This is a genomic window from Rhodococcus baikonurensis, assembly GCF_040489275.1.
Classification (GTDB): Bacteria; Actinomycetota; Actinomycetes; order Mycobacteriales; family Mycobacteriaceae; genus Rhodococcus_F; species Rhodococcus_F baikonurensis.
In genome coordinates, this window is the sequence record NZ_JBEUOQ010000007.1 from 223,543 (window position 1) to 236,417 (window position 12,875).

Below are 12,875 nucleotides of genomic sequence, written 5' to 3' on the forward strand. Positions count from 1 at the left end.
CATCCTATCCGGTCTTCCCGACACGGCAACGGCGCGTCGACCCTCGTGGATCCTCAGCTCGGGCCGCCGCGCCAGATGTTCCACTCGCGTGCCGTGTGTTCGGCGAGTCCCTCGAGACACGCCGACGCTTCCTTCATCGCACGGTCCACCGACCCGGCGAACTCCGTCACCGATTTCGCCGCGGCTATCGAGGTCGACCCATAGTTCGTCTCGTCGAGCGTCACCTGACCGGCAAAGACGAGCGTCGGAACGCTATGCGCCGCCCCGGCCGACGCGAGCGCAGTGACGAGTTTGCCTCGCAGAGATTGGTGGTCGAACTTACCTTCACCAGTGATCACCAGGTCAGCCGATGCCAATAACGCGGCCTGCCCGGTGCGCTCGGCGACGACGTCGGCCCCGGATCGCCGCTGTGCACCGAGCGCGAACAACGCAGCACCGATACCACCCGCGGCGCCGGCACCCGGAAATTCCGACACTCGCTGTCCGGTGACGGACTCCAATTGCTCGGCCCACGTCGCATTCCGCGCTTCGAGAACGGCAACAGCCGCGGCGTCGGCACCTTTCTGCGGGCCGAACACCGCTGCCGCACCATGCTCGCCGAGAAGAACGTGCTCGACGTCGGTGGCTGCGACCAACCGAACGCCCTCCGTGGCCGCCGTCGCCGCCTCCACGCCGCCCAGCGCCTCCACCAGCCCACGTCCCCCGTCCGTGCAACAACTCCCGCCGAGTCCGACCACAATCGTCCTCGCGCCGGCATCGAGGGCGAGCGCGATCAGTTCTCCGACGCCGCGACTGTGCGCTGCGAGCGCACTCTCGCGCGTCGGCGGTCCTTCGAGTAGACCGAGCCCGACGGCCTGAGCGGACTCGATGTACGCCGTGCCCGAATCGAACAGCCACTGCGCGTCGACGCGCGAGGTCAACGGTCCGGACACCCGCGCGGACCGGACGGCCCCTCCGGCTGTTGCCAACACGTCTACGAATCCCGGTCCGCCGTCGGATTGTGGCGCGGTGACGACGTCGTCGCCGGGTCGACCGCGCCGCCAACCGGCAGAAATGGACTCGGCCGCCGCGACGGCAGTCAGGGTTTCGCCGAATGAATCCGGAGCAACTATTACCCGCATAACCGAAGTCTAAGAGTCCCGAATGACCCCGATGTTTCACGATCTCGCGCGTTTCAACGTCTCGGGCGATCGAGTTTTTCAGAAAGACCGAGGTCGGTTTCCCAGACCATGCACTTATCCAATAGCCTGGAGGTGTGAAATTGCTACGCCGCGGTGACTCAGACAACTCCGACAAACGTGACGTCGAGGGCACTGAGGCATCCTCGGCCTCCGAAGAGGCACCCATCGAGCAGGTGGGCAAGGGCCGCCCTACACCCAAGCGTCGTGACGCCGAGGCGAAGAGGCGTGGCCCCGTTGCTCCTGCCCCGCTGACCGCGAAGGAAGCCCGCGCCCGCCGCAAGGCGACCCGCGGCTCCAAGGAGGACCGCAAGGCCGAAGCCGCCGAGCGTCGCGCTTCGTCGGCAGACCGCCGCGCCCGCATGCTCGCCGGCGAGGACAAGTACCTGCTCCCCCGCGACAAGGGACCGGTTCGCGCCTACGTCCGTGATTTCATCGACGCTCGCCGCAACCTCGTCGGGCTGTTCATGCCGCTCGCATTGATCCTCATCATGACGATGTTCGTCACGCCCGCGCTCCAGCAGATCGTCACGCTGGCAATGCTCGTGATGATGCTCTTCATGGTCGGTGAAGGCATCTGGCTCGGTCGCATGATCAACAACCGCGTCGCCGAGCGCTTCCCCGACAGCACCGACGGCGGATTCAAGCTCGGCTGGTACGCGTTCGTTCGCGCGTCGCAGATCCGCAAGCTGCGCGCACCGAAGCCTCGTGTGGGGCCGGGCGACGCAATCTGAGCGTGACGAACACGTATAGAACTTTGGTCCTCGGCGGCGCGCGGTCTGGTAAGTCCGCGCACGCCGAGGATTTGGTTTGTGCAGGCCAATTACCCGAGCATTCGACGCCGATCCGGTACCTGGCGACAGCCAGACGCGATGTCTCCGACGCAGACTGGGAAAGCCGGATCGACCAGCACCGCAACAGACGGCCTTCTCATTGGTCGACGGTCGAAACCGCAGACGCAGGTGACCTCGCGGCGCAACTCGAAAGCGATTCACACACAGCGACGTTGGTCGACGATCTGGGAACGTGGCTGACCACGGAATTCGATCGTCAGAGCGCCTGGGACGCACCGCGCGGCACCATCACTCCCGCGGCGGACAGCCTTGTCGCCAGCGTCGCGAACTACCGCGGTCCCCTGGTGCTGGTCAGCCCCGAAGTGGGTTTGGCCGTCATCCCCGAGACTCGGTCGGGACGATTGTTCCGCGACGAGATCGGCACCCTCAACGCTCGTATCGCCGCGGTGTGCGATCGTGTCGTACTAGTGGTTGCAGGGTTACCGCTCATCTTGAAAGATACTGCTGCACAACCGGAAGGCGCGATGTGAGTACCGAGGCCAGTCCAGATGCCAACCCTGACGTCGCTTCTGTCAGTAGCGCCGACTTCGAACCCGTCACCCCACCCGACCGTGACGTGCGCGCGCAGGCCGACGCACGACAGCGTGATCTGACCAAGCCGGCCGGCTCATTGGGCCGATTGGAGGCTCTCGCCGGTTGGGCATCAGCCTGCCAAGGTGTTTGTCCCCCACATGCTTTCACCCGGCCTCGCGTCGTCGTCTTCGCCGGTGATCACGGAATCGCCCGCAACGGTGTCTCCGCCTATCCCCCGGAAGTGACCGCACAGATGGTCGCGAACTTCCTCGGAGGCGGCGCGGCGGTCAACGTCCTCGCCGAGGTTGCCGGCGCCACTGTTCGCGTCGTCGACATCGCAGTGGACGGCGATACCGATCCGTCCGTCTCGAGCCACAAGGTACGCAGATCTTCCGGGTCCATCGACCGCGAAGACGCCATGTCGAACGAGGAAACACTGAAGGCCATCGCCGCCGGCCGAGCGATCGCGGACGAGGAAATCGACGGGGGCGCAGATCTTCTCATCGCCGGCGACATGGGCATCGGCAACACGACGCCCGCCACCGTACTCATCGCCGCCCTCACGGACAGCGAACCTGTCGCGGTCGTGGGTCGAGGTACCGGTATCGACGACGCCGGGTGGATCCGCAAGACCGCCGCAATTCGCGACGCTCTCCGGCGCGCCCGTCCGCACGTTCGCGACACAGTCGCGCTGCTGCGCACGTCTTCGGGTGCCGACCTCGCTGCAATGGCCGGCTTCCTGGCCCAGGCAGCTTCGCGTCGTACACCGGTGATCCTCGACGGAGTTGTCGTCACCGCAGCCGCCATGGTCGCCGACGAGTTGGCTTTCGGCGCACGTGAATGGTGGGTCGCCGGGCATCGCTCCACCGAACCCGCACACTCCATCGCATTGACGCGAATGGGTCTCGACCCGATCGTCGAGTTCGACATGCGACTCGGCGAGGGTTCAGGTGCAGTGACTGCGCTCCCGATTCTTCAGGGCGCCGTGGCAATCCTGAGCAAGATGGCGACATTCTCCGAAGCCGGTGTCAGCACTCAGGGCAGCGCACCTGCCGACGAATCCGAGTCGATCGACCTGACCAAGACCGATACGGCGGAGTGAGCGTGGCGGGCCCGCTGTCCGGAGTGCCGCTCGCATTCTCGTGGCTGACGGTTCTTCCGGTTCGCGGCCCCTCCGACATCGATCGCACGGCCGGTCGTCGCGCCATCGCGGCAGCTCCGCTCACCGGAATCGCTCTCGGCATTGCCGCGGCGTTCGTCCTCTGGGGCACAACCAGTATCGGCCTGAATCCCTATCTCGCAGGCTTGCTGACAGTAGGTGCGCTCGCTCTCGGCACCCGCGGGATGCACGTGGACGGACTGGCAGACTCCGTCGACGGACTGGGTTGTTACGGTCCCCCGGAGCGCGCCCGCGAAGTCATGCACAGCGGCGGCGCCGGACCGTTCGGGGTCGCGGCACTCTTCATCTTCCTCGGGCTGCAATCGGTCTCCTTCGGCGTCCTCGCTGTTGCCGATTCCCCCACGCAGTGGATCGCGGTGCTCGTATCTGTCGCCGCGGGTCGTGTGGCCGTCGTGTTCGCCTGCCGCCGAGGCATTCTCGCATCGAGCCCGAGCGGATTCGGTGCGCTCGTCGCCGATTCGCAACCGCTGTGGGTCGCAATCGTATGGTCGGTTCCGCTGATCGCCGCTTCTGCCTTTGCCACCGACCGGTGGTGGCTCGGCCCTCTCGTGACCGCGTCGGCGCTGCTGGTCAGTGTGCTGTGCGTGCGTCACTGCGTCCGCAGATTCGGCGGACTCAACGGAGATGTTCTCGGATTCGCGCTCGAACTCACGGTGACGCTGACGGCCGTCGGCCTCACTCTCGGACTGTGATCCGACGTCGTGCGAGTCGGAGTCCTTGCGTACGAAGGTTGCCTGGCGGCCGAGATCTTCGTTCTCACCGACCTTCTCCTGATCGCCAATCGCGTCGCTGACGGAGCGTCCACGGACCCCTTCGAGGTATCGGTCATCTCGGCGTCCGGCACGTCCGTCGTTACGGCAGGCGGATTTTCGATCGGCGCACAGGACTGGCATCACGACTTCGATCACCTGGTTGTGCCGGGGTTCGACCTCGTGCCGTCCGAAGACCCTACGACGCGTTTGTCGCTGTGGGACAGAGAAATCGAGTTCATCCGTGCCAGTGAGGCTCGCGGCGTTCGGGTGTCGTCGGTCTGCGTCGGCGCGTATCTACTGGGCGAGGCCGGACTGCTCGACGGACGCCGATGTACGACGTCGTGGCTGTACGGTACCGACCTCGCGAGTCGTTACCCCGGTGCGACGGTTCGAACCGACTCGTTGATCGTCCAGGACGACGGCGTCACCACCACTGCGGCGTTCACTGCCGCGCTCGACCTCGCAACGGCACTCGTGCGCGAGCATCTCGGCGACACGATTGCGCGAACGACCGCAAGAATTACTCTGGCGCCGGAAAACCGAACCAGTCAATCTCCGTACATCGTCGACTCGATACTGCCCGTCGAACACACACAGTTCGCCGACGACGTCGGAAGCTGGCTGGTCGAACGGATCGCGGAGCCCTACGACCTGGATCTGCTGTCGGATGCTTTTCACCTCAGCACCCGAACAATGCTTCGGAAGTTCAAGGACGAGGCCGGGGAGTCGCCGCGCAGCTACCTGCGGCGTGCACGGATCCGAAAAGCGAAACGGTTGTTGGAATCGACCGACTTGCCTCTCGGAAAGATCCTGGGACACATCGGCTATCAGGATCCTGGAACCTTCCGTCGCCTGTTCACCGACCGCGTCGGCATGAGCCCGGCCGACTACCGAAAGCGATTCCGCAACGGCGGCGCCGGATAGGCCCTACGTGGCGAGCCCGCCCGAAAACGTGGCGAACCGCCCTCTTCTGTAGTTGATCCCTCGCCGAAAGACTGTGCAGAGGAATTGTTTCGACTACCGAGAGGGCTCACCGTGCCGAACCGGAGCATGACCAGAGACGATCCGCTCGACGACTTCGACCGTCGAACGATCACCATCGACGCAGTGACGAAGTCCGTGTACGTGGCGGGCACCGGTCCCGCGGTAATTGTCATGCCGGAAATGCCGGGCATCAGCCCGCATGTTGCACGATTCGCCCGCTGGGTGCGCGACGCCGGCTTCACTGTCTTTGTTCCGTCACTGTTCGGCCGCGACGGAGCAGTCCCCACAGTGGACGAGGGGCTGACGGTATTCAAGAGGGCCTGCGTCAGTGCGGAGTTTCGCGCCCTCGCTGCCGACGAACCGAGCCCGGCGGTCCGTTGGCTGCGTTCACTCGCCGCTTCGGCCCATGTGGAATGCGGAGGCCCTGGCGTCGGAGTGATCGGGATGTGCTTCACCGGTAACTTCGCGTTGTCGATGATGCTAGAACCTTCGGTCGTTGCACCGGTTCTCGCCCAACCGTCGTTACCGCTCGATCGACCGGACGAAACCGACAGCGGGCCAGAAGAACTCGAAGCCGTGCGCTCCAGACTCGAGGCCGAAGACCTCACGGTGCTGGCATACCGCTTTCAAGGTGACCCGTTCTGCCGCGCACAACGATTCGCGGCCTACTCGAAGGCCTTGGGCGAGCGCTTCGTCGGGACGGTACTCCCCGACGAAGCGGCCAACGCGACAACGTCACCGTTCTTCGAACACGTCATCGCCAATCCACACAGCGTGGTGACGGCTCATCTCGTCGACGAGGCAGGGTCGCCCACCACCGTCGCTCGAGACGAGATTCTGCTGTTCTTCCGCGAGCGATTGCTCGCGGAACGAACCAGCGATCAGTGAAGCTTGGTCATCCAGCCGTGAGTGTCGGCGAAGGTGCCGCGCTGAATACCCGTGAGGGTGTCGCGCAGTGCCATCGTCACTTCACCCGGCTCGCCGTCGGCGATGGTGAACTCACCCTCGGCAGACTTGACGCGTCCGACGGGGGTGATGACTGCTGCTGTGCCACAAGCGAAGACCTCGGTGATTTCTCCGCTCTTGCACTTGGTCCGCCATTCGTCGGTGCTGATCTTGCGCTCTTCGACGGCAAAGCCGGAATCGGCAGCGAGGGCGAGCAGCGAGTTGCGCGTGATGCCGGGCAGCAACGAACCGGACAGCGACGGCGTTACGAGGCGAGCGTCGGGACCGGAGCCGAAGACGAAGAACAGGTTCATTCCACCCATTTCCTCGACGTTCGTGCGCTCGATGGCGTCGAGCCAGACCACCTGGTCGCAACCCTCGTCGGCAGCTTGCGCCTGGGCGAGGAGCGAAGCGGCGTAGTTGCCTGCGAACTTGGCTGCGCCGGTCCCGCCGGGGGCCGCGCGAACGTATTCGGTGGACAGCCACACACTGACCGGCTTCACCCCACGCGGGAAGTACGCCCCGGCGGGCGAGGCGATCAGCAGGTAGCGGTACTCGTCGGCGGGACGGACGCCGAGTCCGGCTTCGGTGGAGAACATGAACGGACGGAGGTAGAGCGCGTCCTCGCCGCCGGCAGCGGGAACCCAGTCGAGATCGACGTCGATCAGTTCGGTGATGGAATCGATGAACATCTGCGCCGGCAGTTCGGGCATGGCGAGACGGCGCGCAGATGCTGCGAAACGCTCGGCGTTGGCCTCGACGCGGAACGAGCTGATCTCGCCACCCGGCTGGCGGTATGCCTTGAGGCCCTCGAAGATGGCCTGTCCGTAGTGCAAAACCATTGCGGCCGGATCGAGCTCGATGTTTCCGTACGGCAACACCTGGGCGTCGTGCCAGCCCTTGCCCGCGGTGTAGTCGATCGAGACCATGTGGTCGGTGAAGTGCCGCCCGAAGCCGGGCGCCGCCAAAATGTCACGGCGCTCGGCGTCGGACTTCGGGGACGAGCTCTGAACACGAACGAAATCGGCGGCACCTGTCATGGGCGCAATCCTATCGAACGTGAAAAAGCTCTCTACTTGGTGTTGGTCTCCACGAACGGAGGAGAGACCACGACGCACCGAAGAGCGCGACCACGGACGTCGACTTCGATCTCGTCACCGGCCGCGACATTGGCTCCGGAATCCAGGAGCGCCAACGCAATTCCCACTTTGAGGGACGGTGAAAACGTCCCCGAGGTGGTCTCGCCGATTGCCTCGCCGTCACGCAGAACACCGAGGCCGGCCCGCAGCACACCGCGATCGAGAGCCTTGATCCCCCAGAGTTTGCGAGCCGGGCCGGCGGCCTTCTCGTCGGTCAAGGTCTCTTTGCCCCAGAATGTCGGCTTCTTCCAACCGATCGCCCATCCGCAGCGCGCTTCGAGCGGAGAAATCTCGAGCGAAAGCTCATGCCCGTGCAGCGGATAACCCATCTCGGTACGAAGAGTGTCACGGGCGCCAAGTCCGGCGGCCTGCCCACCCTCGGCGCGCACTGCCTCGAGAAGCGCGCGGAACAACGGCTCGCTGTCCTCCCACCGCGGCAGGAGTTCGTAGCCGACCTCACCGGTGTAACCGCTGCGGCACACACGCACGGGCACGCCGTTCCATTCCGCATCTTCGTACGCCATGTACTCGATCTCGGTGGGAAGTCCCAGCGCCGTCAGAACAGCCACCGATTTCGGACCCTGAACAGCCAGCACACCGTAGGCACGATGCTGATCCTCGACGGTGATTCCGTCCGGTGCCACAGCGACCAGCGCCGCAACGACGTCCGCGGTATTGGCAGCATTCGGGACGAGGAAGATCTCGTCGTCGCTGACGTAGTACGCGATGAGGTCGTCGATGACGCCACCGGACTCGTTGCAGCACAACGTGTACTGAGCCTTGCCCGGCCCGATCTTGTTCAGATCGTTGGTCAGTGCGGAGTTCACGAATTCTGCGGCGCCCGCGCCACGCACGACGGCCTTGCCGAGGTGACTGACGTCGAAGAGTCCGACATTCTCACGCACAGAGGTGTGTTCGGCCACGACGCCGGCGTAGGAAACCGGCATCTGCCACCCCCCGAACGGCGCGAACGTCGCACCGAGTTCGACGTGGACGGGGTGGATCGGGCCCTGCAACAGTTGTTCGTCGGTCATGGCCCACAACCTATCGGACTTCGCCGATCGAAACATGTCCGCAGCGAGAGCTCACCCGGCCGAGACGATCGCCCGTCCGCAAACTGCAAAGGGCCTAACATCGACTCAGGCATCCGCCAGAACCGGACGCATCGCACACTCACCTCACAGGAGACACCTTGAGCACTCGCACAGCCCGATCGTTGGGACCCGACCTCGTTCTCGCCGGCACAGTCGCCAAGCGCGCAGAGATATTGGTCGTCGGCCTGACGTCGGGTCCGGACGGCCCCGAAATCGCACTCAGCGAAGGCATCGTCGACGAGGACGTGCTTGCCGAGATCCTCGACAGCCTCATCGCCGTCGGCGCCACCGGCAAGCCCGAGCAGCTCACTCGCGTCCCGGCACCGAGCGCGCTGTCGGTCACCAGCGTCCTCGCCGTCGGACTCGGCTCCGCCGACAGGCTCGGCAGTGAACAGATCCGCAAGTCCGCCGGCGCTGCAGCTCGCTCGCTGTCCGGCATCGACACCGTCGCAACCACGCTCTCGATCCTCGACCTCGGTGCCGCTGCCGAGGGATTTGCGTTGGGCGCGTACAGCTTCACCGAATTCAAGTCCTCGATGACGGCTCCCGGCCCTGATTCGCAGCCACTCGCTCGCGTCGAACTTCTGGTGCCATCGCCGCGCACGAAGGAGACCAAGGCAACGCTGGCACGGTCGGCTGCCATCGCCGAAGCCGTCGCCACCGCACGCGAGTTCGTCAACACTCCTCCGAGCCACCTCTACCCCGCCGAGTTCGCCGCGCGCGCGAAGGCACTGGGCGTCGAGGCCGGGCTCACCGTCCAGGTTCTCGACGAGAAAGCACTCGAGAAGGGTGGCTACGGCGGAATCATCGGCGTCGGCAAGGGCTCGTCACGCCAGCCTCGTCTCGTCCGCCTCGAATACGCGTCGAAGAAGCGTGGCGCCCGCAAGGTCGCGCTGGTGGGTAAGGGCATCACCTTCGACACCGGCGGAATCTCCATCAAGCCTGCCGCCGGTATGGAGAACATGACTTCGGACATGGGCGGCGCCGCAGCCGTCATCTCCACCGTCGTGCTTGCCGCAAAGCTCGGACTGCCCGTCAACGTCGTCGCATACGTTCCGATGGCCGAGAACATGCCGTCCGCGACCGCGCAGCGTCCCGGCGACGTGTTGACCCAGTACGGCGGAATCACCATCGAGGTCGTCAACACCGACGCCGAGGGCCGTTTGATTCTTGCCGACGCGATGGTTCGCGCGGGTGAGGACAACCCCGACTACATGATCGACACCGCCACCCTGACCGGTGCGCAGATGGTCGCGCTCGGCAACCGCACCCCCGGCGTCATGGGCACGGACGAGTTCCGTGACCGTGTCGCCTCCATCTCGCAGAGCGTCGGCGAGAACGGCTGGGCCATGCCCCTGCCCGAAGAACTGCGCGGAGATCTCGACTCCAAGGTCGCCGACATGGCCAACGTCACCCCGCACCGCTGGGGCGGCATGCTGGTCGCAGCTCACTACCTCAAGGAATTCGTTCCCGAGGGTGTCCAGTGGGCGCACATCGACGTCGCAGGTCCGGCGTACAACACGTCAGGGCCGTGGGGTTACACCGGCAAGGGCGGCACCGGCGTTCCCGTTCGCACGATGATCTCGGTCCTGGAGGACATCGCGGTCAACGGCTGACCACCTGCTGTGCGCCTTTATCAACCCCCCGCGGTTAATAAAGGCGCACAGCAGTTCACGCGCCGTCGCGCAATTCCTGCTCGCGAGCACGCTTGCGCTCGATGCGCTTACGCTCGTCGTGATCGCGCATACGCTGCGGATATCCCGTTTTGCGGACGTCGTAGACCGGGATCTTCAAGTCCTGTCCCAATTTGCGGGCACCGCGCTCGCCGCCGACTCGGCGACGAGTCCACTCCCCGTCCTTCGCTACGAGCACGACGGTCACCTCGGTCACCGTCGTCTGCGGTTCCACGTACGCCTCTACGCCTTCGTGCGAGTGCGCCCAATTCGCCAGATGATCCGCATCACTCTGCGCTGCGGCCTGAGCCGCACTCGGCGGACGCTTGAAACGATCGAACAGTCCCACGGTCGTACCCTCCTCGGTACCGACGCCGCGGATGCACCCCGGCGATATGTCAAGTTTGCCAGGCGATGTCCGTTGTGCCTGCGCACGACATACCGTTTGGTCCGCTTACGACGTTACAGTCGGACCCCCGACGCATACCTACTCGCCAGTAGCCGACACACCCGAAACGGACGGCATCCCCCTCATCGGACACGCCCGGCGTATCAATGGAAAGATGAACGACGGTGACGCCGCGCCCGCGCGTCGACATCGGCAAAATAGCTACAAGTAGCCGCACGTCGCGCGCCACTCGAGCACAATGCATTACGACCACAAGTCGACAAAATTCAACAACCCGAACACAACTGTCGAGGAGTCAAAAGACATGGCCTTCTCCGTCCAGATGCCAGCCCTAGGTGAGAGCGTCACCGAGGGAACTGTCACACGGTGGCTCAAGCAGGAAGGAGACACGGTCGAAGTCGACGAACCCTTGCTCGAAGTCTCCACGGACAAGGTCGACACCGAGATTCCGTCTCCCGTCGCCGGCGTCCTGACCAAGATCGTCGCGCAGGAAGACGACACCGTGGAAATCGGTGGCGAGCTCGCCCAGATCGGTGAAGCCGGCGAAGCCGCAGCACCCGAGGCAGAAGCACCCGCTCCCGCCGCAGAAGAAGCTCCCGCCGAGGAAGCCCCGGCTGCCGAGGCACCCGCCGAAGAAGCTCCCGCTGCCGAGGCACCCGCTGCTTCCGGTGGTTCCGCTGAAGGCACCGCCGTGACGATGCCCGCCCTCGGCGAGTCCGTCACCGAAGGCACCGTCACCCGCTGGCTCAAGGCCGTCGGCGACGAAGTTGCCGTCGACGAGGCGCTGCTCGAAGTCTCGACCGACAAGGTCGACACCGAGATCCCGTCTCCCGTCGCCGGAATCCTGCTCGAGATCAATGCGCAGGAAGACGACACCGTCGAAATCGGTGGCCAGCTGGCCGTCGTCGGATCCGGCGCACCCGCCGCGGCTCCGGCACCCAAGGCTGCTCCCGCAGCACCGGCCGCACCGCCGGCGCCCAAGGCTGAAGCACCCAAGGCCGAAGCGCCCAAGCCTGCTGCCGCACCGGCTGCGCCCGCTCCGAAGCCTGCTGCCGCACCGGCTGCGCCCGCTCCGAAGCCTGCTGCAGCTCCCGCACCGGCGGCTGCCCCCGCAGCTTCCGGCGACAGCAGCCCGTACGTCACCCCGCTCGTGCGCAAGCTCGCGACGGATAACGGCGTCGACCTCGCGACCGTCACCGGCACCGGCGTCGGCGGCCGCATCCGCAAGCAGGACGTGCTCGCCGCTGCCGAGGCCAAGAAGGCTCCCGCCGCCGCTGCTCCTGCTGCTGCAGCACCTGCGGCCGCACCGGCCGCCACCGCAGCCGCAGGCGTCCGACCGGAACTGGCACACCTGCGCGGAACCACGCAGAAGGCCAACCGCATTCGGCAGATCACGGCCACCAAGACACGTGAGTCGCTGCAGAACACCGCTCAGCTCACGCAGACCTTCGAGGTGGACGTCACCAAGATCGTCGCCCTGCGGGCCCGCGCCAAGGCCGGCTTCATCGAGCGCGAAGGCGTCAACCTGACGTTCCTTCCGTTCTTCGCCAAGGCAGTCGTCGAGGCGCTGAAGTCGCACCCGAACATCAACGCCAGCTACGACGAGGCTGCCAAGCAGATCACCTACTACGACGCTGAGCACCTCGGCATCGCAGTGGACACCGATCAGGGCTTGCTCTCCCCCGTCATCCACAACGCCGGCGATCTCGGCCTTGCCGGCTTGGCCCGCGCCATCGCCGACATCGCGAAGCGTGCACGCTCGGGTGGCCTGAAGCCGGACGAGCTCTCGGGTGGAACGTTCACCATCACCAACATCGGCAGCCAGGGCGCGCTGTTCGACACCCCGATCCTGGTACCGCCGCAGGCGGCCATGCTCGGAACCGGCGCTATTGTCAAGCGTCCGATGGTGGTCACCGACGAGAACGGCAACGAGTCCATCGGCGTTCGCTCGATGATCTACTTGCCGCTCACCTACGATCACCGTCTCGTCGACGGTGCCGACGCGGGCCGATTCCTCACCACTGTGAAGCAGCGGTTGGAAGAAGCCTCGTTCGAAGCTGATCTGGGCTTGTAAGCATCTGCTCGGCCGGCCGGGGCGTCATCTCCATCAGGAGGTGGCGCCCCGGCTTTTTCAGTACGGTCGGATATATACGT

Annotated in this window: 12 protein-coding genes; 8 read left to right on the forward strand and 4 right to left on the reverse strand. The window is 65.3% G+C overall.

Annotation, left to right across the window (positions count from 1 at the left end):
• Window positions 1-53: 53 nt before the first annotated feature.
• Window positions 54-1,121, reverse strand: coding sequence for a glycerate kinase family protein (locus ABWI03_RS18295; protein ID WP_298773316.1), 1,068 nt, complete (start codon window positions 1,119-1,121; stop codon window positions 54-56).
• Between the two features lie 134 nt (window positions 1,122-1,255).
• On the opposite strand from ABWI03_RS18295, the gene ABWI03_RS18300 reads away from it, so the two are divergent.
• The 6 genes from ABWI03_RS18300 (at window position 1,256) to ABWI03_RS18325 (ending at window position 6,349) form a co-directional block, all read left to right on the forward strand.
• Window positions 1,256-1,912: a DUF3043 domain-containing protein gene (locus ABWI03_RS18300; RefSeq protein ID WP_007730051.1), complete on the forward strand. Its 657-nt coding sequence runs from the start codon at window positions 1,256-1,258 to the stop codon at window positions 1,910-1,912.
• Window positions 1,913-1,914: 2 nt separating this feature from the next.
• Entirely contained in the window at window positions 1,915-2,502 is a 588-nt protein-coding gene (locus ABWI03_RS18305; protein WP_298773319.1) for a bifunctional adenosylcobinamide kinase/adenosylcobinamide-phosphate guanylyltransferase, read from the forward strand.
• Window positions 2,499-3,647 (forward strand): nicotinate-nucleotide--dimethylbenzimidazole phosphoribosyltransferase, encoded by a 1,149-nt coding sequence (gene cobT, locus ABWI03_RS18310; RefSeq protein WP_298773321.1) that lies wholly within the window; start codon window positions 2,499-2,501, stop codon window positions 3,645-3,647. Before ABWI03_RS18305 ends, cobT begins: the two co-directional genes overlap by 4 nt.
• A gap of 2 nt (window positions 3,648-3,649) precedes the next feature.
• Entirely contained in the window at window positions 3,650-4,417 is a 768-nt protein-coding gene (locus tag ABWI03_RS18315; RefSeq protein ID WP_298773323.1) for an adenosylcobinamide-GDP ribazoletransferase, read from the forward strand.
• A 9-nt stretch (window positions 4,418-4,426) separates the two neighbouring features.
• Entirely contained in the window at window positions 4,427-5,401 is a 975-nt protein-coding gene (locus ABWI03_RS18320; protein ID WP_298773325.1) for a GlxA family transcriptional regulator, read from the forward strand.
• 126 nt (window positions 5,402-5,527) lie between these two features.
• Window positions 5,528-6,349: a dienelactone hydrolase family protein gene (locus tag ABWI03_RS18325; RefSeq protein ID WP_095969851.1), complete on the forward strand. Its 822-nt coding sequence runs from the start codon at window positions 5,528-5,530 to the stop codon at window positions 6,347-6,349.
• Here ABWI03_RS18325 and ABWI03_RS18330 read toward each other — a convergent pair.
• Both ABWI03_RS18330 and gcvT read right to left on the reverse strand, forming a co-directional pair.
• Window positions 6,343-7,446 (reverse strand): branched-chain amino acid aminotransferase, encoded by a 1,104-nt coding sequence (locus ABWI03_RS18330; protein WP_298773328.1) that lies wholly within the window; start codon window positions 7,444-7,446, stop codon window positions 6,343-6,345. The two genes, ABWI03_RS18325 and ABWI03_RS18330, sit on opposite strands and share 7 nt — an antisense overlap.
• A gap of 32 nt (window positions 7,447-7,478) precedes the next feature.
• A complete protein-coding gene (gene gcvT / locus ABWI03_RS18335; protein WP_095969849.1) occupies window positions 7,479-8,579 on the reverse strand; it encodes a glycine cleavage system aminomethyltransferase GcvT in 1,101 nt (366 codons plus the stop codon).
• A gap of 158 nt (window positions 8,580-8,737) precedes the next feature.
• Here gcvT and ABWI03_RS18340 point away from each other — a divergent pair, with 158 nt between their 5' ends.
• On the forward strand, window positions 8,738-10,255 hold the full coding sequence (locus tag ABWI03_RS18340) for a leucyl aminopeptidase (RefSeq protein ID WP_095969848.1): 1,518 nt from the start codon (window positions 8,738-8,740) through the stop codon (window positions 10,253-10,255).
• A 55-nt stretch (window positions 10,256-10,310) separates the two neighbouring features.
• On the opposite strand, the gene ABWI03_RS18345 is transcribed toward ABWI03_RS18340, so the two are convergent.
• Window positions 10,311-10,661: a hypothetical protein gene (locus tag ABWI03_RS18345; protein ID WP_003941713.1), complete on the reverse strand. Its 351-nt coding sequence runs from the start codon at window positions 10,659-10,661 to the stop codon at window positions 10,311-10,313.
• 364 nt (window positions 10,662-11,025) lie between these two features.
• Between ABWI03_RS18345 and sucB the strand changes: the two genes are divergently transcribed.
• A complete protein-coding gene (gene sucB, locus ABWI03_RS18350) occupies window positions 11,026-12,795 on the forward strand; it encodes a 2-oxoglutarate dehydrogenase, E2 component, dihydrolipoamide succinyltransferase (RefSeq protein ID WP_298773334.1) in 1,770 nt (589 codons plus the stop codon).
• Window positions 12,796-12,875 lie beyond the last annotated feature (80 nt).

Bases quoted from the DNA above. Each gene is read 5' to 3' on its own strand.
- gcvT (WP_095969849.1), bottom strand. From the start codon at position 8,579: ATGACCGACGAACAACTGTTGCAGGGCCCGATCCACCCCGTCCACGTC.
- ABWI03_RS18295 (WP_298773316.1), bottom strand. From the start codon at position 1,121: ATGCGGGTAATAGTTGCTCCGGATTCATTCGGCGAAACCCTGACTGCC.
- ABWI03_RS18325 (WP_095969851.1), top strand. From the start codon at position 5,528: ATGACCAGAGACGATCCGCTCGACGACTTCGACCGTCGAACGATCACC.
- ABWI03_RS18330 (WP_298773328.1), bottom strand. From the start codon at position 7,446: ATGACAGGTGCCGCCGATTTCGTTCGTGTTCAGAGCTCGTCCCCGAAG.
- sucB (WP_298773334.1), top strand. From the start codon at position 11,026: ATGGCCTTCTCCGTCCAGATGCCAGCCCTAGGTGAGAGCGTCACCGAG.